This window comes from Paraburkholderia sp. EG286A, assembly GCF_040965375.1.
Lineage (GTDB): Bacteria > Pseudomonadota > Gammaproteobacteria > Burkholderiales > Burkholderiaceae > Paraburkholderia.
On sequence record NZ_JBFRCB010000001.1, the window covers coordinates 135,008 to 159,426 of the forward strand.

At 65.3% G+C, this 24,419-nt stretch carries 24 protein-coding genes; 12 read left to right on the forward strand and 12 right to left on the reverse strand.

Annotated features, from left to right (window positions below):
- Window positions 1–91 precede the first annotated feature (91 nt).
- The 6 genes from pcaF to AB4Y35_RS00665 form a co-directional block, all read right to left on the reverse strand.
- Window positions 92–1,294 (reverse strand): 3-oxoadipyl-CoA thiolase, encoded by a 1,203-nt coding sequence (gene pcaF / locus AB4Y35_RS00640; protein WP_368702960.1) that lies wholly within the window; start codon window positions 1,292–1,294, stop codon window positions 92–94.
- A 294-nt stretch (window positions 1,295–1,588) separates the two neighbouring features.
- Window positions 1,589–1,909 carry a cytochrome o ubiquinol oxidase subunit IV gene (cyoD, locus tag AB4Y35_RS00645; protein WP_368702961.1) on the reverse strand — a complete coding sequence of 107 codons (321 nt, stop codon included), beginning with the start codon at window positions 1,907–1,909 and terminating at the stop codon, window positions 1,589–1,591.
- On the reverse strand, window positions 1,910–2,521 hold the full coding sequence (gene cyoC, locus AB4Y35_RS00650; protein ID WP_368688588.1) for a cytochrome o ubiquinol oxidase subunit III: 612 nt from the start codon (window positions 2,519–2,521) through the stop codon (window positions 1,910–1,912). It lies immediately after the preceding gene.
- A complete protein-coding gene (gene cyoB / locus AB4Y35_RS00655; protein WP_368688589.1) occupies window positions 2,521–4,530 on the reverse strand; it encodes a cytochrome o ubiquinol oxidase subunit I in 2,010 nt (669 codons plus the stop codon). Before cyoB ends, cyoC begins: the two co-directional genes overlap by 1 nt.
- Before the next feature lie 5 nt (window positions 4,531–4,535).
- Window positions 4,536–5,429: a ubiquinol oxidase subunit II gene (gene cyoA, locus AB4Y35_RS00660; protein WP_035512391.1), complete on the reverse strand. Its 894-nt coding sequence runs from the start codon at window positions 5,427–5,429 to the stop codon at window positions 4,536–4,538.
- A gap of 410 nt (window positions 5,430–5,839) precedes the next feature.
- Window positions 5,840–6,088, reverse strand: coding sequence for a hypothetical protein (locus AB4Y35_RS00665; protein ID WP_368702962.1), 249 nt, complete (start codon window positions 6,086–6,088; stop codon window positions 5,840–5,842).
- Here AB4Y35_RS00665 and AB4Y35_RS00670 point away from each other — a divergent pair.
- Complete coding sequence (locus AB4Y35_RS00670) at window positions 6,087–6,911, forward strand: IclR family transcriptional regulator (protein ID WP_254353659.1); 825 nt, start codon at window positions 6,087–6,089, stop codon at window positions 6,909–6,911. The two genes, AB4Y35_RS00665 and AB4Y35_RS00670, sit on opposite strands and share 2 nt — an antisense overlap.
- Before the next feature lie 61 nt (window positions 6,912–6,972).
- On the opposite strand, the gene AB4Y35_RS00675 is transcribed toward AB4Y35_RS00670, so the two are convergent.
- The 4 genes from AB4Y35_RS00675 to phnF form a co-directional block, all read right to left on the reverse strand.
- Window positions 6,973–7,893, reverse strand: coding sequence for a LysR substrate-binding domain-containing protein (locus AB4Y35_RS00675; RefSeq protein WP_368702963.1), 921 nt, complete (start codon window positions 7,891–7,893; stop codon window positions 6,973–6,975).
- A 125-nt stretch (window positions 7,894–8,018) separates the two neighbouring features.
- Window positions 8,019–8,570, reverse strand: coding sequence for a phosphonate metabolism protein/1,5-bisphosphokinase (PRPP-forming) PhnN (gene phnN / locus AB4Y35_RS00680; protein WP_368702964.1), 552 nt, complete (start codon window positions 8,568–8,570; stop codon window positions 8,019–8,021).
- Entirely contained in the window at window positions 8,567–9,295 is a 729-nt protein-coding gene (locus tag AB4Y35_RS00685; protein ID WP_368702965.1) for a DUF1045 domain-containing protein, read from the reverse strand. Before AB4Y35_RS00685 ends, phnN begins: the two co-directional genes overlap by 4 nt.
- A complete protein-coding gene (phnF, locus tag AB4Y35_RS00690; RefSeq protein WP_368688594.1) occupies window positions 9,292–10,047 on the reverse strand; it encodes a phosphonate metabolism transcriptional regulator PhnF in 756 nt (251 codons plus the stop codon). The genes AB4Y35_RS00685 and phnF overlap by 4 nt, the downstream gene beginning before the upstream one ends.
- Window positions 10,048–10,267: 220 nt before the next feature.
- Here phnF and phnG point away from each other — a divergent pair, with 220 nt between their 5' ends.
- The 10 genes from phnG (at window position 10,268) to AB4Y35_RS00740 (ending at window position 20,492) form a co-directional block, all read left to right on the forward strand.
- Window positions 10,268–10,786, forward strand: a complete 519-nt coding sequence (gene phnG, locus AB4Y35_RS00695) for a phosphonate C-P lyase system protein PhnG (RefSeq protein WP_368702966.1) — start codon at window positions 10,268–10,270, stop codon at window positions 10,784–10,786.
- The gene (gene phnH, locus AB4Y35_RS00700) at window positions 10,783–11,424 is read left to right on the forward strand and encodes a phosphonate C-P lyase system protein PhnH (protein ID WP_368702967.1); all 642 of its coding nucleotides are present in this window, start codon (window positions 10,783–10,785) and stop codon (window positions 11,422–11,424) included. Before phnG ends, phnH begins: the two co-directional genes overlap by 4 nt.
- Window positions 11,424–12,554 (forward strand): carbon-phosphorus lyase complex subunit PhnI, encoded by a 1,131-nt coding sequence (locus AB4Y35_RS00705; RefSeq protein WP_368702968.1) that lies wholly within the window; start codon window positions 11,424–11,426, stop codon window positions 12,552–12,554. Before phnH ends, AB4Y35_RS00705 begins: the two co-directional genes overlap by 1 nt.
- Entirely contained in the window at window positions 12,551–13,480 is a 930-nt protein-coding gene (locus tag AB4Y35_RS00710) for an alpha-D-ribose 1-methylphosphonate 5-phosphate C-P-lyase PhnJ (RefSeq protein ID WP_368702969.1), read from the forward strand. The genes AB4Y35_RS00705 and AB4Y35_RS00710 overlap by 4 nt, the downstream gene beginning before the upstream one ends.
- Window positions 13,477–14,247 (forward strand): phosphonate C-P lyase system protein PhnK, encoded by a 771-nt coding sequence (gene phnK, locus AB4Y35_RS00715; protein WP_342919031.1) that lies wholly within the window; start codon window positions 13,477–13,479, stop codon window positions 14,245–14,247. Before AB4Y35_RS00710 ends, phnK begins: the two co-directional genes overlap by 4 nt.
- A gap of 10 nt (window positions 14,248–14,257) precedes the next feature.
- The gene (gene phnL, locus AB4Y35_RS00720) at window positions 14,258–15,028 is read left to right on the forward strand and encodes a phosphonate C-P lyase system protein PhnL (RefSeq protein ID WP_368702970.1); all 771 of its coding nucleotides are present in this window, start codon (window positions 14,258–14,260) and stop codon (window positions 15,026–15,028) included.
- Window positions 15,029–15,073: 45 nt separating this feature from the next.
- Window positions 15,074–16,207: an alpha-D-ribose 1-methylphosphonate 5-triphosphate diphosphatase gene (locus AB4Y35_RS00725; protein WP_368702971.1), complete on the forward strand. Its 1,134-nt coding sequence runs from the start codon at window positions 15,074–15,076 to the stop codon at window positions 16,205–16,207.
- Window positions 16,208–16,686: 479 nt separating this feature from the next.
- Window positions 16,687–17,454 carry an ABC transporter substrate-binding protein gene (locus tag AB4Y35_RS00730; RefSeq protein WP_321926099.1) on the forward strand — a complete coding sequence of 256 codons (768 nt, stop codon included), beginning with the start codon at window positions 16,687–16,689 and terminating at the stop codon, window positions 17,452–17,454.
- A gap of 245 nt (window positions 17,455–17,699) precedes the next feature.
- Entirely contained in the window at window positions 17,700–18,815 is a 1,116-nt protein-coding gene (locus tag AB4Y35_RS00735) for a succinylglutamate desuccinylase/aspartoacylase family protein (RefSeq protein ID WP_368702972.1), read from the forward strand.
- A 501-nt stretch (window positions 18,816–19,316) separates the two neighbouring features.
- Complete coding sequence (locus AB4Y35_RS00740; RefSeq protein ID WP_368702973.1) at window positions 19,317–20,492, forward strand: porin; 1,176 nt, start codon at window positions 19,317–19,319, stop codon at window positions 20,490–20,492.
- Window positions 20,493–20,655: 163 nt separating this feature from the next.
- Here AB4Y35_RS00740 and AB4Y35_RS00745 read toward each other — a convergent pair whose 3' ends face one another.
- Window positions 20,656–20,997, reverse strand: a complete 342-nt coding sequence (locus tag AB4Y35_RS00745; protein ID WP_368702974.1) for a zinc ribbon domain-containing protein YjdM — start codon at window positions 20,995–20,997, stop codon at window positions 20,656–20,658.
- A 167-nt stretch (window positions 20,998–21,164) separates the two neighbouring features.
- Here AB4Y35_RS00745 and AB4Y35_RS00750 point away from each other — a divergent pair, with 167 nt between their 5' ends.
- Window positions 21,165–21,581, forward strand: coding sequence for a DUF6232 family protein (locus tag AB4Y35_RS00750; RefSeq protein ID WP_368702975.1), 417 nt, complete (start codon window positions 21,165–21,167; stop codon window positions 21,579–21,581).
- Window positions 21,582–21,636: 55 nt separating this feature from the next.
- Here AB4Y35_RS00750 and AB4Y35_RS00755 read toward each other — a convergent pair whose 3' ends face one another.
- On the reverse strand, window positions 21,637–24,090 hold the full coding sequence (locus AB4Y35_RS00755; protein WP_368702976.1) for a glycogen/starch/alpha-glucan phosphorylase: 2,454 nt from the start codon (window positions 24,088–24,090) through the stop codon (window positions 21,637–21,639).
- Window positions 24,091–24,419 lie beyond the last annotated feature (329 nt).

Below are 24,419 nucleotides of genomic sequence, written 5' to 3' on the forward strand. Positions count from 1 at the left end.
GCGCCACAAGGGAAGACGAGGGCGCGCAGCAAAACAAAAAAGCCGCGGATCAAATCGATCCGTGGCTTTTTCAATTCAGGGCGACCAGATATCAGACACGCTCGATAGCGATCGCAATCCCCTGCCCCACGCCGATACACATCGTGCAAAGCGCAAAGCGCCCTTGCGTGCGATGCAGCTGATACGTGGCGGTCGTCACGAGCCGCGCGCCGCTCATGCCGAGCGGATGCCCAAGCGCAATCGCGCCGCCGTTCGGGTTGACGCGAGGATCATCATCGGCAACGCCGAGCATGCGCAGCACGGCGAGCCCTTGCGAAGCAAACGCTTCGTTCAACTCGATAACATCGAACTGGTCGATGGTCATGTTCAGACGCGCGAGGAGCTTCTGCGTAGCCGGCGCGGGGCCGATACCCATCACGCGCGGCGCGACGCCAGCCGTCGCGATGCCGAGCACGCGCGCACGCGGCACGAGCCCGAAGCGCTGCGCGTTTTCCTCGTTGGCGAGGAGCAGCGCGCAAGCGCCGTCATTTACGCCCGAAGCGTTGCCAGCCGTCACCGAGCCATCCGGGCGCACGACGCCCTTGAGCTTGGCCAGCGCCTCGAGGCTCGTCTCACGCGGATGCTCGTCGCGCGAGAAAACAATCGGATCGCCCTTCTTCTGCGCAATCGTCACCGCGACGATCTCCTGCGCGAGCGTGCCATCCGCCTGTGCACGAGCCGCCTTCTGCTGGCTGCGAACCGCGAACGCATCCTGATCGGCGCGGCTCACGTTGTAGTCGACGGCGACGTTTTCGCCCGTTTCCGGCATCGAGTCCACGCCGTACTGCTGCTTCATCAGCGGATTGACGAAGCGCCAGCCAATCGTCGTGTCGTAAATCGCTGCGTCGCGAGCAAAGGCGCTCGCCGACTTGCCCATGACGAACGGCGCGCGGCTCATGCTCTCCACGCCGCCCGCAATCATCAGCCCGGTTTCGCCCGACTTGAGCGCGCGCGCGGCAATGCCCACGGCGTCCATGCCGGAGCCGCACAGGCGGTTCACCGTCGAACCCGGCACGCCCTGCGGCAAGCCCGCCAGCAGCGACGACATGCGCGCGACGTTACGGTTGTCCTCGCCCGCCTGGTTCGCGCAGCCGTAGATGACGTCGTCGATCGCCGTCCAGTCCACGTCCTTGTTGCGCTCCATCAGCGCCTTGAGCGGCACGGCGCCGAGGTCGTCGGCGCGAACCTGGGAAAGGGCGCCCGCGTAGCGGCCGATAGGCGTGCGAACCGCGTCGCAAATGAATGCTTCCGTCATGTGAGTCTCCTTTCGATCGCAGGCACTTGATGCGATCCCATGCAAAGATGATTGAGATTGACGGACTGCGCGGGCGAAAATGGGAGCTCGAACGCGCACGTCCTCGTGCGATTTGTTCGACTGTCGAACCGATGATCGTTAATCGAACAATTTGACGGCCATAATAGGCGCGTCCTGGGACGAGTGTCAAGCACACGGACCTGGCTCCAAAAACGAAAAAGCCGCACAGGACGGGTGCCCGTGCGGCTTCGCGAGTTCAGGCAGGCGCGAGGCGCCAGCCGGTGAGGCGAACGCTTAACGCGACATCATGAGCGCGCCGACGTTGTGCATGACCCAGATCGTGCCGAAGATCAGGAACGCGGCGGCCAGCACCGTGTACGCGAGCGACAGCACGTTCCAGCCCTGCCCCGGCGACGTGTTCAGATGCAGGAAGAACACGAGGTGCACGACTACCTGCACGAAAGCGAGCACCGCGATCACGATCAAGGCCGTGGTGGCATCGAGCGTGCCGTGCAGAACGACGCCGAATGCGCCCGCGGTAAGCAGCACCGAAAGAATGAAGCCCGCCACATAGCTGCCGAGGCTGCCGTGGGACTCTGCATGAATTTGAGCCATTTAGAGCACGCTCCCCAGATAGACAAAAGTAAACACGCAGATCCACACGACGTCGAGAAAGTGCCAGAAGAGGCTCAGGCACGTGAGGCGGCGGACTTCCTGCTCGCCCAGTTCGCGTGTGCGCACCACCTGGATCATCATCACGAGCATCCACAGCAGGCCGAAGAACACGTGCAGCCCGTGCGTGGCGACCAGCGTGAAGAACGACGACAGGAACGCGCTGCGCTGCGGGCCGGCGCCTTCGGCGATCAGGTGCGAGAACTCGCGCAGTTCGAGCACGAGGAACGACGCACCCAGAATGAAGGTGACGGCGAGCCAGCCGAGCACCACGCCGTTCTTGCGCTGGTGCGCGCCGAGCATCGCGAAACCGTACGTGATGCTCGAAAGCAGCAGCACGGCGGTTTCGAGCGCCACGCCCTGAATGTCGAACAGGTCCTTGCCCGTGGGGCCGCCCGCGAACTGCTGGCTCAGCACGCCGAACGTGGCGAACAGCGCCGCGAACAGCAGGCAGTCGGTCATCAGGTAGACCCAGAAGCCGAATACCGAGTGCGACTGCGGGTGATCGTGGTGATCGAGTTCGGCAAGGGTTGCCGCATTGGTTTTCTGTAACATCAGACTGCCTCCTCGGCGACCAGGTCGCGCTTGGCCACGGCAGCGCCGGTGCCAAAGCGGCTTTCTTCGATCTCGCGGACCTTCGCGGCCGGAATGTAATAACCGTCGTTGTTGCCGAAGCTCTTGAGGATCACCGTCAGCACGACGCCAATGAACCCGAGCACCGCCAGCCACGTGATGTGCCACACGGCCGCGAAACCCAGCACGAGGCTGAACACGCCGATGAAGAGGCCGGCCGACGTGTTCGACGGCATGTGGATGTCACTGTATTTCGCGGCGAGGCCCGGAGCGCGGCCCGTTTCCTTCATGTGCGCGAAAGCGTCGATGTCGTCCACATGCGGAATGACCGCGAAGTTATAGACCGCCGGCGGCGACGACGTTGCCCATTCGAGCGTGCGGCCGTCCCACGGATCGCCGGTCACGTCCTTGCATGCGGCCTTGTTGCGGTTCACGAAGGCCATGACCCACAAGAGGACCTGGAACACGATGCCGAGCGCGATGATCGCAGAGCCAATGGCGGCGACGACGAAGTACGGATGCCATTCGGGCACGTCGTAGTGGTTGGTACGACGCGTGGCGCCCATGAAGCCGAGCACGTAGAGCGGCACGAAGGCCACGTAGAAGCCGACGAACCAGCACCAGAACGACGCCTTGCCGAGCTTTTCGCTGGGCTTCAGGCCGAACACCTTCGGGAACCAGTACTGCAGGCCGGCGAGGTAGCCGAACACCACGCCGCCGATAATCGCGTTGTGGAAGTGAGCGATCAGGAAGAGCGAGTTGTGGAGCACGAAGTCCGCGCCCGGAATCGCGAGCATCACGCCCGTCATGCCGGCGATCGAGAACGTCACCATGAAGCCGACGGTCCAGAGCACGGGGGCGGTGAAGTGCACGCGGCCGCGATACATCGTGAACAGCCAGTTGAAGATCTTCACGCCGGTGGGAATGGCGATGATCATCGTCGCGATACCGAAGAACGCGTTGACGTCGGCGCCCGCGCCCATCGTGAAGAAGTGGTGCGCCCACACGAGAAACGCCAGCACCATGATCGCGCACGAGGCGTAGACCATCGTCTTGTAGCCGAACAGCGGCTTCTTGCAGAACGTGGCCATCACTTCCGAATAGATGCCGAACGCAGGCAGCACGAGGATGTACACCTCCGGGTGGCCCCACGCCCAGATCAGGTTGAGATACAGCATGGCGTTGCCGCCAAGCTCGTTCGTGAAGAAGTGCGTGCCGACGTAGCGGTCGAGGCCGAGCAGCGCGACCGCGATCGTCAGGATCGGGAACGTGGCCATGATGAGCACGTTCGAGCACAGCGCCGTCCACGTGAACACGGGCATCTTCATGAGCGTCATGCCGGGCGCGCGCATCTTGATGATCGTGACGAAGAAGTTCACGGCCGTGATCAAGGTGCCGACACCGGAGAGCTGAACCGACCAGATGTAGTAGTCCACCCCCACGTCTGGACTGAACTGCAGTTCAGAGAGCGGCGGATACGCGAGCCAGCCCACCTTCGCGAACTCGCCGATCACGAGCGAGAGGTTGATGAGGATCGCGCTGATCGCCGTCATCCAGAACGAGAGCGAGTTCAGGAACGGGAACGCCACGTCGCGCGCGCCGATCTGCAGGGGCACGACGAGGTTGAAGAAACCGACCATGAGCGCCATCGCCATGAAGAAGATCATGATGACGCCGTGCGCCGTGAAGATCTGGTCGAAGTGATGCGGCGGCAGATAGCCGGGCGAATCGAACGCCATGGCCTGCTGGATACGCATCATGACTGCGTCGGCGAAGCCGCGCACGAGCATGAGCACCGCCACGATCATGTACATCACGCCGATGCGTTTGTGGTCCACGCTCGTGAGCCACTCGGTCCAGATGTACTTCCACTTGCCGGTCACGGTGACGAGACCGAGCACGCCGACGACGATCAGCGCCATGAACGCCGCCGCGCCCATGATGATGGGCTGATCGAACGGGATCGCCTCTAATGTGAGTTTTCCGAACATGCTGCTTACCCCTTGGTCACGCAGGACGGGTCGAAATTCGTGACGTGCCCGTTGTTGTACTTCGCGATGATGTTATTGAAGAGCTTCGGGTCGACGGTCGAGAAGTACTGCACCGGCGCCTTCTCCTGCGGCTTCGCGACCGTTGCGTACTCGTCCATCGAAAGCTGGGTGGACGACGTCTTCACCTTCTGCACCCACGCGTCGAAGTCCTGCTGGCTCGTGGCGAGCGTGCGGAACTTCATGTCCGAGAAACCCTTGCCGCTGTAGTTGGACGAGAGACCGTCGAAATCGCCCGCTTCGTCGGCGATCAGGTGCAGACGCGTTTGCATGCCCGCCATGGCGTAGACCTGGGTGCCCAGCTGCGGGATGAAGAACGAGTTCATCACCGAGTCCGACGTGATGCGGAAGTTGACCGGCGTGCCCACCGGCACGGCGAGCTGGTTCACCGAGGCAATGCCGAGATCGGGGTAGATGAAGAGCCACTTCCAGTCGAGCGCGACGACCTCGACGTTGATGGGCTTCACGCTCGACTCCAGCGGCTTGTAGGGGTCGAGCTCGTGCGAGGTGCGCCACGTGAGGATGGCGAGGAACAGGATGATCGCGGCCGGAATGGCCCAGACCACCACTTCGATCGCCGTGGAGTGGGCCCACTTCGGCGCGTAGGTCGCGTTGCGGTTCGAGGCGCGGTAGCGCCACGCGAACAGGAGCGTCAGGATGATGACGGGCACCACGACCAGCAGCATGGCCCATGTGGCCGTGAGGATGAGCGACTTCTCGGCCGCGCCCACGCTGCCCTTCGGGTCCAGCACGGCAAAATTGCCGCTGCACCCCGCAAGAGAAACGAGCAACCCGCTGCCGAGGGGGATTAACCACCTTTTAAAGGCTTTTCTGTCTTTCATGTTTGCCTGTTCTTCCGTTGTCCACCAAAACGCGTAACACCCAACACATTTGCATCGCAAATTCGCCACGCAAAATGCACCCGTATCGTATTCAGCGCGATTCTACGGAATGCACCAATCTCAAAATTTGATCTTTGCTAAGGATTAGCCAGCGGGACAAAGCTCGCCCAGGCGAGCGCGACGGAAAGCCGCAAATATCTTTCCAATAGCTTTCACCGAGCAATCACTTACTATGTGAAGGTTTCGGCGTGATGGACAGCGCGCGTGCACGCGAAGACAGGGCGCGAAGATACGCGCGCGGCACAATCGAAGAATGGTCGAAAAATGCGCCAATTTATTCGAATTTCGACATCACTTTTATTTCTTTCTAAATTCGGGCCCCGTCGATATTCGGCTTTTTAATAGTCAATTCACACGTCAATCATTTTTGGCCACAATGAATTGACTAGAATCAAATAACTGAATGTCGAATGATCTGGCGCGCGCATTTGACGCATGTCATGCCACGCGGCACTATCGATGTCGACGCGGGCGCCCTGCCGCGAAAGTTTGCGCCCGCCTCGCCCTCGCCGCCTTCGCCGCTTGTTGGCGAAACCGATCGCTTGGGTTATCTTGATAGGTTCTTCAAGCGCCGCAGCAAGACCGAACGCCACGCCCATGAATTCTGCTTCCAGTGCCTCGCCAGACCGCTCCGCCGACCAGCAGGAGATTCCCGAAAAACCGGGCGACTCCTATGTGCAGTCGTTCGCGCGCGGGCTTTCGGTGATCCGCGCGTTCAACGCCGAGCATCCCGAGCAGACCCTCACCGACGTCGCCGCTGCCACGGGCCTCACGCGCGCCGGGGCGCGCCGCATTCTGCTCACGCTGCAGACGCTCGGCTACGTCGAAGCCGAGGGACGACTCTTCCGCCTCACCCCGCGCATTCTCGACCTGGGCTTCGCGTACCTCACGTCGATGCCGTTCTGGAATCTCGCCGAACCGGTCATGGAAGAGCTGTCGCAGGAAGTGCACGAGAGCTGCTCGGCGGCCGTGCTCGACCGCACCGAGATCGTCTATGTGCTGCGCGTGCCCACGCACAAGATCATGACGATCAACCTCTCGATCGGCAGCCGCCTGCCCGCCTACTGCACCTCGATGGGGCGCGTGCTGCTCGCCTCGCTCGACGACGCCGCGCTCGACGAAACGCTCGGCTCCTCGCCGCTCTATGCGCATACGGGGCGCACGGTCACCGACGTCGGCGAACTCAAGAAGATCATCGCCCAGGTGCGCCAGCAGGGCTGGGCCATCGTCGATCAGGAACTGGAAGGCGGCCTCATCTCGATCTCCGCGCCGATCCGCAACCGGCAGGGCCGCGTGATCGCCGCGATGAACATCAGCGGCAACGCGCAGCGCACCTCGGCGAAGCAGATGGTGAAGACCTTCCTCGATCCGCTTCAGCAAGCCGCGGCGCGTGTGTCCGGCATGGTCGCTCGGCGCACGTAAAGGGGCAACTGACCGCAAGCGGGCGCGACCGGGCGAACCGCCCCGGCGTGCTCGAACCGTTTCAGGCAACCTCGGCAAACACCTGTACGAGCCAGTCGGCGAAAGCGCGCACGCGCAGCGACAACTGGCGGTTCTGCGGATACAGCACCGAGACCGGCAAGGGCGGCGGCGGATGCGCGGGCAGCACGACGCACAGTTCGCCGTTGGCGAGCAGTTCGCGCACGCGATAGCGCGGCACCTGCACGATGCCGAGCCCCGCCAGCGCGCCCGCCGCATAGAGTTCGGCGCCGTTGACGGCCACCGGACCCGGCAGCGTCACGCGGGCGATGCCGTCAGAGGTCGTAAATTCGAGCGGGAGGGCGCGGCCCGTGGCCGGCGAAACATAATTCACGGCACGATGGCGGGGCCGGCCCGGATTGTCCGCGTGCGTGCCGGCGAGTGCCTCGATCGACCCCGGGTCGCCATGCCGTTCGAGATACGCGGGGCTCGCGCAGGTCACCTGCTCGAGCAGCGCCACGCGCCGCGCGATCATCGAAGAGTCGGCCAGCTCGCCCGCGCGCAGCACGCAGTCCACGCCCTCGCGCACGAGATCGACGAAGTGGTCGCCGGAGCCGATGAAGAGCTCGACGCGCGGATAGCGCGCGAGAAAGTCGGGCAGGCGCGGCATCACGAAATACTGCGTGAGCGTGCCCTGCATGTTCACGCGCAAGCGCCCCTGCGGATCGGTATCGCGAAACGCCTCCTCGGTTTCCTCGAGGTCGGCGAGCAGACGCATGCAGCGCTGGTAGTAGGCGTCACCGTCGAGCGTCGGCTTGACCTGGCGGGTGGTGCGTTCGAGCAGGCGCACGCCGAGGCGCGCTTCGAGACGCTTGATCGAGTTGGTGACCGTCGCGCGCGGCAGGTTCAGATCCTCGGCCGCCTGCGTGAAGCTGCGGCGGTCGACGATGCGCGTAAAAATCTGCATCTCCTGGAAACGGTCCAAGGGCATTCTCGTTGAGTTCTCGGGTCGCCTGCATCTTCTCATGGCACCCGCACCCAACCAAAAATCCCCCGGCCCATTCGAGCCCTCAAGCGGCTGTTAAGCGGTGCTCGAGGACGGCGCCGAGACTATCCGGCCGCCACCTGCAGCACGAGCTTGACGAACGCTCCGCCCGCCTCCTCCAGATGCCCCGAGTTGTCGATGCGCGCGAACGCGGCGCCCGACGGTACCTCGAACGGCGCGCGCCGCGCGAGACGCAACGCGACCTGCTCGGGCGTTTCGCGCGCCCGGGAAGCGAGGCGCGCGGCGAGGACGTGCTGCGCGGCTTCGATGTGCACGAGCGTCATGCGCGGGTAGCGCTCGAACGCTTCGCCCGCGTAGGCGCGCGAACCGTTCACCACGACGGTGCAGCCAAGCGCCATCCATTGGTCGACCTCCACGCCCACGCCGTAGCGCAGCGCGTGGCTGCGCCATTGCAACGCGAACAGGCCGCGCTGCGAACGCGCCTCGAATTCGGCCTCGGTGAGCGCGATGTGGTTCTCGCCGCCGCTGTCTTCGCGCGTGATGTAGCGATGCGCGAAGACGACGTCTTCGCCGGACAGGCGCTCGCGCGCGTAGCGCAGCAGCGTGTCCTTGCCCGCGCCCGAAGGCCCCATTACGTAGATCAGGCCGCCCTTCATGCGCGAGCCCCCGCGAACGGCAAGCGGCGCCACAGCGCGAATGGCGCGCCCGGCCCGGGCTCGACGAAGAGCGCCGCGCCGTCCACCGGCAGCGGGTTGGCATCGTGCATCTGCCTGTTCCAGGCATCGACGAGTTGCGCGCACGTTTGCGCGTCGTTCAGCGAATCGGATAGCGTCATGTGAAAGCGGAATTCTTCGAACACGTACGGATAGCCCCATGTTTCGACATAAGCGCGCTGACGCTGCGTGAGCGGCGCGTCGAGGCGCTTCGCGAGTTCGGCGGGCGTTTGCGGGGCGCGCAGCGAGCCGAGCGCGCGCAAAGCGTTGGCGGCCAGCTCGCGCAGCGCGGTTTCAGCGGCATCGTCGGCGGGGCGCAGCGCAACGAAGCGGCCGAGCAGCGCTGCTTCGACACTGGCTTCGAAGCGCGCCTGCCCCTGCGCCCACTGCTGCGCGGCGGCCAGCAGCGCGGCCGGCGTCACGCCCGGCGCGAGACGGAACGGCGGCACGAGGGTGCCGTGCCAGCCGTAGCGGCGTGGCGCGACCGTGAGCGTTTCCAGCGGCTGCGTCAAGCCCGCGAGCCACGGCGGCGGTGCGAGGGTGTCGCCCGTCTCCGGATCGCGGCCAAGCCACGCGCAGCCCGCCCGCCACCACGCCGACTCGCGCGGCGGCGCATAGTAAAGCGCGAAGCGCGTGGCTTCGTTCCAGTCTTCGTGCAGCACGCTCATATGTCGTGCTCCACCATCAGCTGCACGCGGTCGGCGGCGAAGTGCGTGATGCCGTACTTGATCGGCACGCCATCAAGGTCGACGTCGACGTTTTCCACCCACAGCACCGGCTGCTGCCGGTTGATGTTCAGGCGCCGCGCCACCTCGGCCTCGGGCAGCACGCTGCCGATCCGGCTCCACTTGCGCAGATAGTCGGTCACGCCGAATTCGGCGAGCGCCTTCGAGGTGCTGTCGACGCGCTCCATGACCACGGGCAAATCGGCGAAGCGCGCGGCGGGATACCAGCTGCGCGCGTAAGTGAGCGGCACGCCGTCCGACTCGTGCAGCGTTTCGAGCCGGTAGACGAGCGCGCCCGCGCGCAGGCCCAGGGCCTTGGCGACCGTGGGGTCGGCCTTGCCACGCGAGGACGACAGCAGCTTGCCCGCCGCAGAATGCTGATGGCGCTTCAGGTTCTCGGTAAAACGCGTGCGCTTGCCGATGGTGTAGTCGATCGCGCCGGGCTGCACGAAGGTGCCGCGCCCCTGCTCCACGCTCACGAGCCCCAACGCCGCGAGACCCAGCATCGCGCGCCGCACCGTGTGGCGGTTCACGTCGAAGCGGCGCGCAAGCTCGCCTTCGCTAGGCAGCCGGCCGTCTTCGCCGAAGCCCTTCGCGGCGATCTCGGCCGCAAGGATCTGCTCGATCTGCCGCCACACCGCCACACCCGCGCCGCGCTCAAGCAGACTGGACGGCGCCTCGTCGTTCGATGTCATGGTGCTGTCATTCCTCTCGGTTCCAATAGCGTTTTGTGCATTGTAGTGCGCAGGGCGTGATGGAAATATGAAAACCTTCATTGCGTCCGAACTGGACGACTGTACCACTAAACGTCTAGACGTTTAGATGAATAGATGGTTCAATCGAGGTCCAGACAAGGCTGTTCGAAAGGCGCAGTTGCCATGTCCGTTCTCCCCCGTTCACGACACAGGAACTCCGATGAACGCTTCCTCCACCCCATCCTCCGCACCGGCGAGCCGGCGCGCATGGATGGCCGTTCTCGCGCATACCCCGCGCGCCGAGCTTGAAGCGGCGCTGAGCGCCGCGCTCGCCGGTGCGCCCGAGCCCGCCTTCGACTGGCTGCGTCCGCCACAAACCGGACTGGCCATGGTACGCGGGCGCATTGGCGGCACCGGCGACGCCTTCAATCTGGGCGAAGCCACCGTCACGCGCGCCACGCTGCGCCTGCGCGCCTCAAGCACTGAACGCACCGAAGGCGGCGATGCCGGCCAGCCGGGCCCGGTCGGCGTGGCCTGCCATCTGGGCCGCGACAAGCGCCGCGCCGAGCTGGCCGCGCTCGCCGACGCGCTGCTGCAGCTCCCCGCGCGCCACGATCAGTTGCATGCCAGCCTGATCGAGCCGCTCGCCGCGCGTCTCGCCGCACAACGCGACGCGCGCCGCGCCGACGCCGCCAGCACGCGGGTCGAGTTCTTCACGATGGTTCGAGGTGACGCATGAGCGACCAACGCAATGCCATGACGCCCGATCTGCTCGCGGCGCTCGCGCCGGGCTTCGGCGATCCGGTTCACGACACGCAGACGGTGTTCCGCACGCTGCTCGACGCGCTCGCGCGCCCCGGCACGATCGGCGTGATCGAAACGCCGCTGCCGGCGGCCACGTCGGCGGATGCGTCCCCCGCGCGCGCCGGCCTCGCCGCCTTCGCGTCGCTGCTCGCACTCGCAGACTACGCCACACCGGTGTGGCTCGCTCAAGTCGACGCCGCACTCGCAGCCGCGCTGCGCTTTCACGCAGGCGCGCCGCTTGCACAGCAAGCGCGCGAAGCCGCGTTCGCCTATGTGCACGACGCCGCCGCCCTGCCGCCACTCGACGCCTTCGCGAGCGGCACGCCCGAGTCGCCGGAGCAGTCGGCCACGGTGTTCGTGCGTGTCGATTCGCTCGCCGGCGGCGCACCGCTCACGCTGCGCGGCCCCGGCATCGAAACGACCTGCAGCATCGCGCCCGTCGGCCTGCCCGAGCGCTTCTGGCGCGAACGCGCCGCCCTCGCGCCGCACTTTCCGTGCGGCATCGACTTCTATCTCGTGTGCGGCGACCGCCTGATGGGCCTGCCGCGCACCACTCTCGTGGAGATGCACTGATGTACGTCGCCGTCAAAGGTGGAGAGCGCGCGATCGAAGCGTCGTGGCGTCTGCTCGATGAGGCGCGCCGCGGCGATACGCGCGTGCCCGAGCTGAGCGTCACGCAGATCCGCGAACAGATGCGTCTGGCCGTGGCGCGTGTGATGGCCGAAGGTTCGGTCTACGACGAAGAACTTGCCGCGCTCGCGATCAAGCAGGCCGCCGGCGATCTCGTCGAAGCGATCTTTCTGCTGCGCGCGTATCGCACCACGCTGCCGCGTTTTGGTTACACGCAGCCGGTCGAAACGGAAAACATGGTGGTGGAGCGCCGCATTTCCGCGACCTTCAAGGACGTGCCCGGCGGCCAGGTGCTCGGCGCGACCTACGATTACACGCAGCGTCTGCTCGACTTCGCGCTGCTCGCCGAAGGCGACGATGCCGCGAGCGCCGCGCCCCAGGCGCCGCGAGCAACCCCGCCTGAAGAAGCGATGCCGCGCGTGGTCTCCCTGCTCGACAAGGAAGGCCTGATCGAGCAGGAAACGCGCTCGCCGCAGGCGCGCGAGCCCGGCGACCTCTCGCGCGAACCGCTAGCGTTCCCCGCCGACCGCACTGTGCGCCTGCAGAATCTCGCACGCGGCGACGAGGGCTTCCTGCTCGCGATGGGCTATGCGACGCAGCGCGGCTACGCGCATTCGCACCCGTTCGCGGGCGAGATCCGCTTTGGTTCGGTGTGCGTAGAAATGATGCTGGACGAACTCGATGAAGCCGTGGAAATCGGCGAGATCGACTTGACCGAGTGCCAGATGATCAACCAGTTCGCGGGCGCGAAAGACGTGCCGCCGCAATTCACGCAAGGCTACGGTCTCGCGTTTGGCCACGCGGAACGCAAGGCCATGGCGATGGCGCTGGTGGATCGCGCGCTGCGCGCCGAGGAGCTGGGCGAGACGATCGCCTCGCCGACTCAGGACATCGAATTCATGCTCTCGCACAGCGACAACGTGGAAGCTTCGGGCTTCGTACAACACCTTAAGCTGCCGCACTACGTGGACTTCCAGGCCGAGCTGGAACTCGTGCGCAAGCTGCGCGCGCAGCACGAAAACGGCACCAGCGCCGATGCCGATGCCGACGCGCAAAACAGGGAGGCCGCATGAACGCGCCCGATACCTTGCAATCCACCGCAGCCGAAGTCGCGTCGCACGAAACGCAGGCCGTCTCGGGCTACAACTTCGCCTACCTCGACGAGCAGACCAAGCGCATGCTCCGCCGCGCCCTCCTCAAGGCCGTCGCCGTGCCGGGCTACCAGGTGCCGTTCGCCTCGCGCGAAATGCCGCTGCCGTATGGCTGGGGCACGGGCGGCATCCAGGTGACGGCGGCGATCATCGGCGCGAAGGACACGCTCAAGGTGATCGACCAGGGCTCGGACGACACCACGAACGCCGTGAACATCCGCCGCTTCTTCGCGCGCACCACGGGTGTGGCCACCACGCGCCGCACGAGCGAGGCGTCGATCGTCCAGACGCGGCACCGCATTCCCGAAACGCCGCTCACGGACAAGCAGATCCTCGTGTACCAGGTGCCGATGCCCGAGCCGCTGTTCCGGCTCGAGCCGCGCGTGGCCGAATGCAAGAAGCTGCATGCGCTGGCCGACTATGGCCTCATCAGCGTGAAGCTTTATGAGGACATCGTGCAGCACGGCAGCATCGCCACGACGTACGACTACCCGGTGACGGTGAACGGCCGTTATCTCACGTCGCCCTCGCCGATTCCGAAGTTTGACAACCCCAAGCTGCATATGAACGCCGCGCTGCAGCTGTTCGGCGCGGGCCGCGAGCGTCGCATCTACGCGATTCCGCCGTACACGCCGGTGAAGAGCCTCGACTTCGACGACCATCCGTTCGAAGTGCAGCGCTGGGAGCACGCGTGCGCCCTGTGCGGCTCGCGCGAGAGCTTCCTCGACGAGATGATCGTCGACGACGCAGGCAAACGCATGTTCGTCTGCTCGGACAGCGACTACTGCCACGACCGGCGCGAACATGTCGATGCGCACGCAACGAATGAAGCAGGAGAGAACGCATGACGCCGCTGTTAAGCGCAAGATCGCTCACGAAGCAGTATGGCGGCCGCAACGGCTGCCGCGACGTGAGCTTCGACCTGTATCCCGGCGAGGTGCTGTGCATCGTCGGCGAATCGGGCTCGGGCAAGACCACGCTGCTCAACACGCTCGCGCTGCGCACCGAGTCCGACTCGGGCGCGCTGCACTACACGAGCGCGAACGGCGAAACGCTCGACCTGCGCACGCTTTCCGAGCCGCGCCGGCGCCTGCTCGCGCGCACCGAATGGGGCTTCGTGCAGCAGAATCCGCGCGACGGGCTGCGTGCGGGCGTCTCGGCCGGCGCCAATATCGGCGAGCCGCTGATGGCCGTCGGTGCGCGCCACTACGGGCAAATCCGCAGCACGGCGCAGCAGTGGATGCAGCGCGTGGAGCTGGACGCCATGCGCATCGACGAATTGCCCTCGGCGTTTTCGGGCGGCATGCAACAGCGCCTGCAAATCGCGCGCAATCTCGTCACGGGCCCGCGCCTCGTGTTCATGGACGAGCCCACGGCGGGTCTCGACGTGTCCGTGCAGGCGCGCCTGCTCGACTTGCTGCGCACGCTCACGACCAACCTGCATCTTTCGGTACTGATCGTCACGCACGACATCGGCGTGGCGCGCCTGCTCGCGCACCGTTTGATGGTCATGCAAGGCGGCACGGTGGTCGAATCGGGCCTGACCGACCAGGTGCTGGACGACCCGCAACACCCCTATACGCAGACGCTGGTGGCATCCGTGCTGCCGGTCTAGGATGAAAGACATGACTCTGAACTCATCAGCGGGCACGCGCGCGTTCCTCGAAAGACCGGCGCTCATGCTGCGCGCCGAAGACGTGCGCAAGACCTTCACGCTGCACGGCCAGGGCGGCATCGGCATCGAAGCGCTCGCGGGCGTTTCGCTCGACGTGGAGCGCGGCGAATGCATCGTGCTGGTCGGGCCCTCGGGCGCGGGCAAGAGCACTTTCCTGCGCTGCCTGTACGGCAACTATCTCGCCAGCGGCGGCTCGATTGCGATCCGCGACGAGGGCGCGCCGCTCGAACATCTGGAGATCACGGGTGCGGCGCCTCACGACATCCTGCGCCTGCGCCGCAACGTGGTGGGCTACGTGAGCCAGTTTCTGCGCGTGATCCCGCGCGTGAGCGCGCTCGACATCGTGGCCGCGCCGCTCGTTTCGCGCGGCGTGGAGGAAGACGAGGCACGCGAGCGCGCGCAAACGCTGCTGGCACGCCTGAACGTGCCGCAGCGCCTCTGGCCGCTCGCACCCGCCACGTTTTCTGGCGGCGAGCAGCAGCGCGTGAACATCGCGCGGGGCCTGATCGCGCAGCACCGCGTGCTGTTGCTGGACGAACCCACGGCCTCGCTCGACGCGGAAAACCGCGAAGTCGTCGCGAGCCTGATTGGCGAGGCGCGCGAGCGCGGCGCAGCGATCGTCGGCGTATTCCACGACGAGGACACGCGCGAGCGCGTCGCCACCCGCGTACTCGAACTCAGCGCGCCGCGCGCGCAAGCGCCGCTCGGCGCCGCAGCCTAAACCCGCCTGAACGGCGCAAACCGATATCTGATACGGAGCCTGACGATGTTGATCAAGAACGCTCGCATCGTGACGCGAGACGACGTTTTCACCGGCACGCTAAGCGTGGCAGACGGCAAGATCCGCGACATCTCGCGCGGCTCGACCGCCGCGCCCGAAGCCGAAGACTGGGAAGGCGACTTCCTGCTGCCCGGTCTCGTCGAACTGCACACCGACAACCTGGAAAAGCATCTCGCGCCGCGCCCCGGCGTGCACTGGAACACCGACGCCGCATTCGTCATTCACGACGCGCAGATCGCCGCTGCCGGCATCACCACGGTATTCGACGCGCTGGCCATCGGCACGCGCCTCGCCGTGGGCGTGCGCGGCCGCGACGTGCAGCTCGCGAGCGCCAGGGCGCTCACGCGCTTTTCCGAGCGCAACCTGCTGCGCGCCGAGCACTTCCTGCACTTGCGCTGCGAAATCGCCACCGAAGACGTGATCGAGCTGTTCGACACGTTGAGCGACCACCCGCTGCTGCGCCTCGCCTCGGTGATGGACCACACGCCGGGCCAGCGCCAGTGGCACGACCGCGAGCAATGGCGCAAATTTCAGGAGCGCCACGGCAAGTGGACCGACGAGCAGACCAACACCATGCTCGCCGAAATGGCCACCGAGCAGGAACGCTACGCTGACGCGCACCGCCTCGAAATCGTGCAGCGTTGCCGCGCGCGCAACATCCCGCTTGCGAGCCACGACGACACGCTCGTGGAGCACGTCGAGCAGGCCGCCGCCGAAGGCATCGTGCTCGCCGAATTCCCGACCACGCGCGTGGCCGCCGAGGAGGCGAGAAAGCGCGGCATCGCGACGATCATGGGCGCGCCGAACGTGGTGCGCGGGGGCTCGCACTCGGGCAACGTCTCGGCGCTGGAACTGGCACAGGCCGGTTTGCTCGACATCCTCTCGTCCGACTACGTGCCGTCGAGCCTCCTGACCGCCGCGTTCGACCTCGTGACCAAGGCCGACTGGACGCTGCCGCGCGCGGTCGCCACGGTCTCGTGGGAACCCGCCAGCAAGTCGGGCCTGCACGACCGCGGCGCGATCGAGCCGGGCCTGCGCGCGGACTTCGTGCGGGTGACGATGCTCGATTCGCTGCCCGTGCCGCGCGCGACGTGGCGCGCGGGCGTGCGCGTGGTCTGACGTCATCGACGCGGTGCAGCCGATGTGACTGCTGCATCGCAACAAAAAACGGCGCGCCGCCCGGCCCCATTTGAGCCGAAAGCCAACGGCGCGCCGTCGATTCAATTTCAATCACCCTTCAGACTACTGACGATGCCGCGAGCGCGCGGCATCGCATTCTTCCGACTGTTGCGGCAGAGCATCGCGCAGCGCATCCCAAGCCCCTCGCAGCGGCCTCTCCCCATTGGCCTGCACGCCTTGCCCGACAAGGCTTCGCGTTAAATCGTACAAGCGCACGGGCGTACACTTACCGGCACCCTTTCCCGCTATCCGGTATTACACTAGCGACGCAGCAATTTTGACCTGGTAAGCTTGCGCGCGCTTCGCTGGCCGCAGGCTGGCGGGTCCAACAATAATCCGGCGCGAGCCGCGCCGGGAAATGCGCCATGGCGGCACAACCGCACGCGGCGCGCCCTGAACCATCTCGAGGAGTACCCATAGTGAAGAAACTGCTTGCCACCCTCACGGTTGCCGTGCTCGCCGTCTCGGCCGGCGTCGCCCATGCGAAGGACTGGTCCACCGTGCGTTTCGGCGTTGACGCCAGCTACGCACCGTTCGAATCCAAAGCACCCGATGGCAAGCTGGTCGGCTTCGACATCGACCTCGGCAACGAAATCTGCAAGCGCCTGAACGCCAAGTGCGTGTGGGTCGAGCAAGACTTCGACGGCATGATCCCGGGCCTGAAGGCCAAGAAGTTCGACGGCGTGCTCTCGTCGATGACGATCACCCCGCAGCGCGAGCAGCAGATCGCCTTCTCGGCGAAGCTGTTCAACACGCCGACGCGCCTCGTCGCCAAGAAGGGCTCGAGCCTCGCCCCGACGGCGGACTCGCTCAAGGGCAAGTCGGTTGGCGTCGAGCAAGGCACGATCCAGGAAACCTACGCGAAGGAAAACTGGGCACCGAAGGGCGTGAACGTCGTTCCTTACCAGAACCAGGACCAGGTCTACGCCGACCTGATCTCGGGCCGTCTGGACGCCGCGCTGCAGGATGAAGTGCAAGCGGATCTGGGCTTCCTGAAGACGCCGCGCGGCGCTGGCTTCCAGTTCGCCGGCAAGGAAATCCCGACGGGCGCCGCCGCCATCGGCCTGCGCAAGGAAGACGCCGACCTGAAGGGCAAGATCGACAAGGCTATCGCCGACATGATCAAGGACGGCACGTACAAGAAGATCGAAGCCAAATACTTCGACTTCGACGTGTACGGCGGCTAAGCACCGCATCGCGCCGGCGCTGTATCACGGCGCGCGAAGCCCGGGCTTACCGTCCGGGCTTTTTCTTTTCCGGAATTTTATTTCGGATTCCGTATTTTCATGACGATGCCGCAGATGCGCGCGGGCGCGCTGGTTCCGGCAGCGCGTCGAATCGGCTAAGATCGGTCTACGGCCCCTGCGTGTGCTAACGGGGCCATCGTTCACTCCAACACCTTTTGCGGGCCGCCGCGCCTCGCGCACCCATCATGCAAACCCGAAACCACCCGTTGATCGCGCCCGCCCTCGGTACCGCGCGGGAACTTGCCAGTTTCCACTACGGCAAAGCCGGCGGTCCCAAGGTCTATATCCAGTCCTCGCTGCACGCCGACGAATTGCCGGGCATGCTCGTCTCGTGGGCGCTGCGCCGCAAGCTCGCGGACCTGGAAGCTGCGGGCCGCCTGCGCGGCGAGATCGTGATCGTGCCGGTGCCCAACCCCGTGGGCCTGAATCAGCACTGGCTCGGGCATATGATCGGCCGCTTCGAATCGAACACGGCGCAGAACTTCAACCGCAATTTCCACGAGCTCACCGCACTCGTGCTGCCCAGCATCGAAGCGCGCCTCGGGGCCGACGAAGCCGCGAACCGCACCGCGATCCGCGCGGCCATGGGCGAAGCGCTGGCCGCGCAGAAGCCGAAAACCGAACTCGATTCGATGCGCCTCGCGCTCCAGCGCCTTTCGTACGACGCCGACATCGTGCTGGACCTGCATTGCGACTGGGAAGCCGCCATGCACATCTACACGAACCCCGAACTGTGGCCCGAAGTCGAGCCGCTTGCGCGCTATCTCGACGCCAAGGCGTCGCTCCTCGCGCTCAACTCGATCGGCAATCCGTTCGACGAGATTCACAGCTTCTGCTGGTCGGAGCTGCGCGAGCACTTCGGCACGCGCTTCCCCATTCCGTACGGCTCGATTTCGGTGACGGTCGAGCTGCGCGGCCAGCGCGACGTCTCGCACGAGCTCGCCGAGCACGACGCCCAGGCCATCGTCGACTATCTGATCGGGCGCGGCATCATAGAAGGCACGGCCGCGCCGCTGCCGCCGCTCGCCCATGCGGCCACGCCGCTCGCGGGTACGGAGCCGATCGTGGCGCCTGCCAGCGGCGTGCTCGTGTTTCGCGTGGATTGCGGCACGTGGGTGGAACGCGGCGCGGCCATTGCCGATGTCATCGACCCGCTCGCCGACACCGTGACGACGCTGCACGCGGGCGTGAGCGGCGTGATGTACGCACGCCATAGCGCGCGCTTCGCCACGGCCGGCATGGAAGTCGCACGCATTGCCGGCGAAAAACCCATTCGCAGCGGCTCGCTTCTTTCGCTGTAACGGCAACGCCATACCGTAAAAAGGCTCGCATCACGGATGCGAGCCTTTTTACATGAGCGTTTCCCGTGATTTCAATTATTTCGGGTAACTAATTTTTGACTTCCATGAATCGACGGCAATCAACCATGTAAAGCGCGCATTGATCGGCCGTTAATGCGCCCTTGAGATAAATCAAACTCAGCCTGAAGCCAGATTCAAAAGATCGATTAACCCGGCAAATAGAAGAAAGCTTAGAAAAAAATTTTATAAGGCCGATTGCCGCAGCCCGGCCTTTCAAATTGACAGGAAAATCGCCCGCAAAGCCAATAACGGCGGGCTTCGGGCGCCGCTCTCCCCGGCTGCAACCCGTGTGTCGCATCCACACAACAGAATGGCGACATTTTCCCTACAAAGCCTTACTGTCACATTCCTTTCGTTATCGACCCTTAAATTGCAGCCCGTCACATTGACCGGCCCATAAGAGGCCGGAGTAGTCATCTCGTCCTTTACCCGGAGAAACAGTTGAAAAAGAAAATTCTGACCACCGCTATTCTGGCCTCGATCGCAGGCGTTGCCCACGCACAAAGCAGCGTAACGCTGTACGGCGTGATCGACGCGGGTGTGAACTACATCAGCAACGTGAAGAACTCGAACGGTACGAACGGCAGCTCGCACCAGTTCTCGTACGGTGACGGCGTGGCGCAGGGCAGCCGTTGGGGCCTGCGCGGCACGGAAGACCTGGGCGGCGGCCTGAAGGCGATCTTCGTGCTCGAAAACGGCTTCAACAGCGGCAACGGCACGGCAGGCCAGGGCGGCGCGATGTTCGGCCGTCAAGCATTCGTCGGTCTGACGCAGTCGAACATCGGTTCGCTGACGTTCGGCCGTCAATACTCGCTCAGCACGGACGTGCTCGGCTCGCAGTACTCGACCGGTGGCAACACGGTTTCGGGTAACTGGGCCTACCACTTCAACGACGTCGACCAGCTGACCTCGAGCCGCATCAACAACGCGGTCAAGTTCCAGAGCGTGAACTTCTCGGGCTTCACGTTCGGCGCGCTGTACGGCTTCTCGAACTCGACCTCGTTCGCCGGCGCACCGGCAACGGGCACGACGGCCAGCCCGATCGCCGGCTCGTCGCGCGCGTACAGCTTCGGCGCGAACTACGGCTACGGCCCGTTCAGCATCGGCGCTGCCTACACGAACCTCACGTACCCGGGCCAGACCACGCCGTCGACGTCGACGACGATCGCCAACGTGCCGCAGGGCACGCTGCGCGACCTGCGCTCGTACGGTGTCGGTGCCCGTTACATCGTCGGTCCGGCAACGCTGTGGGCCCTGTGGACCAACACGCTGCTCTCGCCGATCGCCGGTTCGTCGACGCTCTACAACGCGTACGAAGCAGGCGGCAAGTACGCCTTCACGCCGGCTATGTCGGCTGCGCTCGGCTACACGTACTCGCGCACCTCGGGCAGCCAGACGGCTCACTGGAACCAGGTCAACGCATCGCTCGACTACGCGCTCAGCAAGCGCACCGACGTCTACGGCCTCGTGTCGTACCAGGACGCATCGGGCACGCTCGCGAACGGCCAGAAGGTTCAGGCGCAGATCGGCGACTCGGGCTCGAACATTTTCCAGCCGTCGGGCACGGGTTCGCAGGATCAAGTCGCGGTTCGCGTCGGTATCCGCCACAAGTTCTAAGCAGCGTCACGTACGCAACAGCGGCGGCCGGCGACTCATAGCGCCGGCTCTGCTCGGCGCGCCGCAGCTCACGCTGCGCGCCGCGCCTTACCGGACGGGGCATCCCTTGGGATGCCCCGCTTTTTTTTGGCTTATCGCAGTCGATGCGCGACGCCACCCTTCGTCACGCCTTCTTGACGAATTCCGATTTGAGGCTCATGGCGCCGAAGCCGTCGATCTTGCAATCGATATCGTGGTCACTGTCCACCAGCCGGATGTTCTTCACTTTGGTGCCCATCTTGATCACGCCACCCGAACCCTTGAGTTTCAGGTCCTTGATGACCGTGACGGTATCGCCGTCCTGCAGGACATTGCCGGCCGAATCGCGATAGACCTTGCCCGCTGTTTCGGCCGGGGCAGTGGCTTGGCCGGACCATTCATGCGCACACTCCGGGCAGATGTAGACGCCCCCATCTTCGTAGGTGAACTCGGAATTGCATTTCGGACAGCGTGGCAGTGGGCTCATGGAGAATCCCTGGTGCCGACGGGGGCATTAAAAGCGCGCAAGTATAGCGGCTTCGGCAGGTGCCCCAACCCGCCATGCGTCCGGCCTGCGACGTTATGTCCGCCGCGACCCCGCCCTGGCCCCGCTTCTGGTACGCTGCGCTCTCTCACCTCGCAGCTATCGAACCGATGGAACTCCCTTTCAACGAAGCCGCCGTCTCGGTCACGCGCAACGCGCTCTCCGCAGCCGGCCAGGTCTTCCCCATGCGCGACATCGAGGACGTGCGTATCGTCATCGGGCGGCGCAGCCGCGTCGTGCCGATCGCGATTAGCCTGGTCGGCGCCGCCGGGGCCGTCGTGGGCGGCGTGCTCGGCTCGGCGGCCGGTCTCGCGTGCGGCGTGATGGTGATCGTGGTGGGCTGGCTCGCGTGGCTCTGGCAGGAAGCCGTGCACCGGCTCTACGTCGTGACGGGCGGAGAATCGCGCGAAGCGGTCACGAGCCTCGACCCGGCATTCCTCGAACGCGTGCAGGAAGCCGTGCGCACCGCCAAGGCCGCGCAAACGGCGCAGGCCGAGGGCGGCACGACGCGGCCCGCAGCGCCCTGATCCCGCTGGAAGCACCGCCGGAAGCACCGCCGGCAGCACTGCGGGCGCTCGCCCCTCACTCCATCTCGATCGACTTCACGTGCCAGATATCGCGGGCGTATTCCGCGATCGCACGGTCCGACGAGAACTTCCCCATCCCCGCTACGTTTTCGATCGCGCTCGCGGTCCACGCCGGCACGTCCATGAAGCGCTGGTCGGCGGCGTCTTGGGCCTCCATGAAGGCAGAATAGTCGGCCAGCACGAGGTAGTGGTCACCCCAGTCCACGAGCGTATGAAAGATGTCCGTGTAGCGTGCCGAATCGTGCGGTGAGAAGAAGCCCGTGCGGATCTGGTCGAGCGCGCGGCGCAGCTCGGCGTTTTCCTCGTAGACCTGGCGCGGCCGGTAGCCCGCGCAACGCAGCTGGTCGACCTGGTCGGACGTGTGACCGAAGATGAAGATGTTGTCCTGCCCCACGGCCTCGCCGATCTCGATGTTCGCGCCGTCCAGCGTGCCCATGGTGAGCGCGCCGTTGAGCGCGAGCTTCATGTTGCCGGTGCCCGACGCTTCGGTGCCCGCCGTCGAGATCTGCTCGGAAAGGTCCGCCGCGGGAATCAGCACCTCGGCCACGCTCACGCCGTAGTTCGGCACGAACACCACCTTGAGCCGGTCGCCCACCACGGGATCGTTGTTGATCTTCGCGGCCACGTCGTTGATGAGGTGGATGATCATCTTCGCCATGCGGTACGCCGACGCGGCCTTGCCCGCGAACAGCACGACGCGCGGCACCCAGTCGCGCTCGGGCGCTTCGAGAATGCGGTTGTAGCGCGTAATCACGTGCAGCACGTTGAGCAGCTGCCGCTTGTACTCGTGAATGCGCTTGACCTGCATGTCGAACAGCGCGTCGGGATTGAAGACGATGCCCGTGCGCTGCAGGGCGCGATGTGCGAGACGCACCTTGTTGCTGCGCTTGGCCGCGCGGAACGCGGCTTCGAACGAAGCGTCGCCGCGCAGCTTGCGCAGCGCGCCCAGTTCGAAGAGATCGCTGCGCCAGCGCGGCCCGATCGCTTCGTCCACGAGGTGCGCGAGCGGCGGGCTCGCCTGCGCGAGCCAGCGGCGCGGCGTGATGCCGTTGGTCACGTTGGTGAAGCGATCGGGAAAGAGGCGCGCGAAGTCGGCGAAGATATCGCGCGTCATCAGTTGCGAGTGCAACTTCGACACGCCGTTCACCTTGTGGCTCGCCACGATCGCGAGATAAGCCATGCGTACGCGGCGCTGGCCATATTCGTCCACGAGCGAGATGCGGCGGATCAGGTCGAGGTCGTGTGCGCCGCGGTCGCTCGCTTCGCGCAGAAATGCCGCGTTGATGTCGAAGATGATTTCGAGGTGGCGCGGCAGGAGGCGCGCCAATAGTTCGATGTCCCAGGTTTCCAGCGCTTCGGGCATCAGCGTGTGGTTGGTGTACGAGAACACGCGGCGCACGTGGCTCATCGCCTCGTCCCATGGCAGATGATGCACGTCCACCAGCAGGCGGATCAGCTCGGGAATGGCCAGCACCGGGTGCGTGTCGTTCAGGTGCACCGCGACCTTTTCGGAGAAGCGCCCGAACGTGCTGTGCGTGCGCAGGTAGCGGCGAATCAGGTCCTGCATCGTCGCGGAGACGAAGAAGTATTCCTGGCGCAGACGCAGTTCGCGCCCGGCCATCGTCGAGTCGTCGGGATAGAGCAGCCGCGAGACGTTCTCGGAGATGTTGCGCGCTTCCACCGCGCGCTGATAGTCGCCCTGGTTGAACGCCGAGAGATCGAGTTCTTCATCCGCGCGCGCGGACCACAGCCGCAGCGTGTTGGTCGCGCTGGTGGCGTAGCCGGGAATCACCGTGTCGTAGGCCATGGCGTTCACGTGCTGCGTGTCGACCCATTCCACATTGCCGTTGCGCTGCATGGTGCGCCCGCCAAAGTGCACGGAGTACTGCACCTCGGGCCGCGGAAATTCCCACGGATTGCCATAGCGCAGCCAGTAGTCGGGCGCTTCGACCTGTTCGCCGTTCACGATCTGCTGACGGAACATGCCGTAGTCGTAGCGAATGCCATAGCCGAAGCCCGGAATGCCGAGCGTCGCCATCGAATCGAGAAAGCACGCCGCGAGCCGGCCGAGACCGCCGTTGCCGAGCGCCGCGTCGGGCTCGTAGTCGAGCACCGTGTCCATGTCGACGCCCACGCTCGCCAGCGCCTCTTTCATCTGGTCGTGGATGCCGAGCGCGATCAGCGCGTTCGAGAACGTGCGGCCGATGAGAAATTCCATCGACAGGTAATAGACGCGTTTGACGTCCTGGTCGTACTGGCGGCGCGTGGTGATCATCCAGCGCTCGACGAGCCGGTCGCGCACGGCGAGCGCCGCGGCGTGCAGCCAGTCCTGCGGACGGGCCGTCACGGCGTCCTTGCCGACACCGTACATCAGGCGATTGGAGAGGGAACGGCGCAGCGCTTCGACGCTGCTTTGCAACTGATCGAACTCGAGACCGATGGCTGTCATCGATTGACTCCTGTCGAGTGCACCTGGTGCAGAGCGCCTGGTGCAGTCCCACGCATAGCGCTGGAAATGGCGGCGCGCCCATAAAGGTGCAGGGCGCGCGGTTGTTCCGGGCCTGCGCCGCGCGCGGCGGTACGGAACGATGACGCATCGGCGCCACGGCGGAAATGGCCGGCACCGCTCGCCAGCGAGCGCAGATCAATTTGCAGAGTAGTGCATTTTCAAATGGCGTGCGGCGGCGCGCCATGCGGGCGCGGAGCGCGGCCGCCAGCCACGCGGAACCCGCCGGCCGCCTCGATCCCTTGCCATTCGGACGGTTGCGCGCGCGCAGC

What these genes read in the sequence shown, in the direction of transcription:
- AB4Y35_RS00735 (WP_368702972.1), top strand. Translation starts at nt 17,700, where the DNA reads ATGCAAACCCGAAACCACCCGTTGATCGCGCCCGCCCTCGGTACCGCG.
- phnH (WP_368702967.1), top strand. Translation starts at nt 10,783, where the DNA reads ATGAGCGACCAACGCAATGCCATGACGCCCGATCTGCTCGCGGCGCTC.
- phnF (WP_368688594.1), bottom strand. Translation starts at nt 10,047, where the DNA reads ATGACATCGAACGACGAGGCGCCGTCCAGTCTGCTTGAGCGCGGCGCG.
- AB4Y35_RS00670 (WP_254353659.1), top strand. Translation starts at nt 6,087, where the DNA reads ATGAATTCTGCTTCCAGTGCCTCGCCAGACCGCTCCGCCGACCAGCAG.
- AB4Y35_RS00755 (WP_368702976.1), bottom strand. Translation starts at nt 24,090, where the DNA reads ATGACAGCCATCGGTCTCGAGTTCGATCAGTTGCAAAGCAGCGTCGAA.
- phnG (WP_368702966.1), top strand. Translation starts at nt 10,268, where the DNA reads ATGAACGCTTCCTCCACCCCATCCTCCGCACCGGCGAGCCGGCGCGCA.
- AB4Y35_RS00665 (WP_368702962.1), bottom strand. Translation starts at nt 6,088, where the DNA reads ATGGGCGTGGCGTTCGGTCTTGCTGCGGCGCTTGAAGAACCTATCAAG.
- phnK (WP_342919031.1), top strand. Translation starts at nt 13,477, where the DNA reads ATGACGCCGCTGTTAAGCGCAAGATCGCTCACGAAGCAGTATGGCGGC.
- cyoA (WP_035512391.1), bottom strand. Translation starts at nt 5,429, where the DNA reads ATGAAAGACAGAAAAGCCTTTAAAAGGTGGTTAATCCCCCTCGGCAGC.
- phnN (WP_368702964.1), bottom strand. Translation starts at nt 8,570, where the DNA reads ATGAAGGGCGGCCTGATCTACGTAATGGGGCCTTCGGGCGCGGGCAAG.
- cyoB (WP_368688589.1), bottom strand. Translation starts at nt 4,530, where the DNA reads ATGTTCGGAAAACTCACATTAGAGGCGATCCCGTTCGATCAGCCCATC.
- AB4Y35_RS00685 (WP_368702965.1), bottom strand. Translation starts at nt 9,295, where the DNA reads ATGAGCGTGCTGCACGAAGACTGGAACGAAGCCACGCGCTTCGCGCTT.
- AB4Y35_RS00750 (WP_368702975.1), top strand. Translation starts at nt 21,165, where the DNA reads ATGGAACTCCCTTTCAACGAAGCCGCCGTCTCGGTCACGCGCAACGCG.
- AB4Y35_RS00710 (WP_368702969.1), top strand. Translation starts at nt 12,551, where the DNA reads ATGAACGCGCCCGATACCTTGCAATCCACCGCAGCCGAAGTCGCGTCG.
- AB4Y35_RS00725 (WP_368702971.1), top strand. Translation starts at nt 15,074, where the DNA reads ATGTTGATCAAGAACGCTCGCATCGTGACGCGAGACGACGTTTTCACC.
- cyoC (WP_368688588.1), bottom strand. Translation starts at nt 2,521, where the DNA reads ATGTTACAGAAAACCAATGCGGCAACCCTTGCCGAACTCGATCACCAC.
- cyoD (WP_368702961.1), bottom strand. Translation starts at nt 1,909, where the DNA reads ATGGCTCAAATTCATGCAGAGTCCCACGGCAGCCTCGGCAGCTATGTG.
- AB4Y35_RS00745 (WP_368702974.1), bottom strand. Translation starts at nt 20,997, where the DNA reads ATGAGCCCACTGCCACGCTGTCCGAAATGCAATTCCGAGTTCACCTAC.
- AB4Y35_RS00705 (WP_368702968.1), top strand. Translation starts at nt 11,424, where the DNA reads ATGTACGTCGCCGTCAAAGGTGGAGAGCGCGCGATCGAAGCGTCGTGG.
- phnL (WP_368702970.1), top strand. Translation starts at nt 14,258, where the DNA reads ATGACTCTGAACTCATCAGCGGGCACGCGCGCGTTCCTCGAAAGACCG.
- pcaF (WP_368702960.1), bottom strand. Translation starts at nt 1,294, where the DNA reads ATGACGGAAGCATTCATTTGCGACGCGGTTCGCACGCCTATCGGCCGC.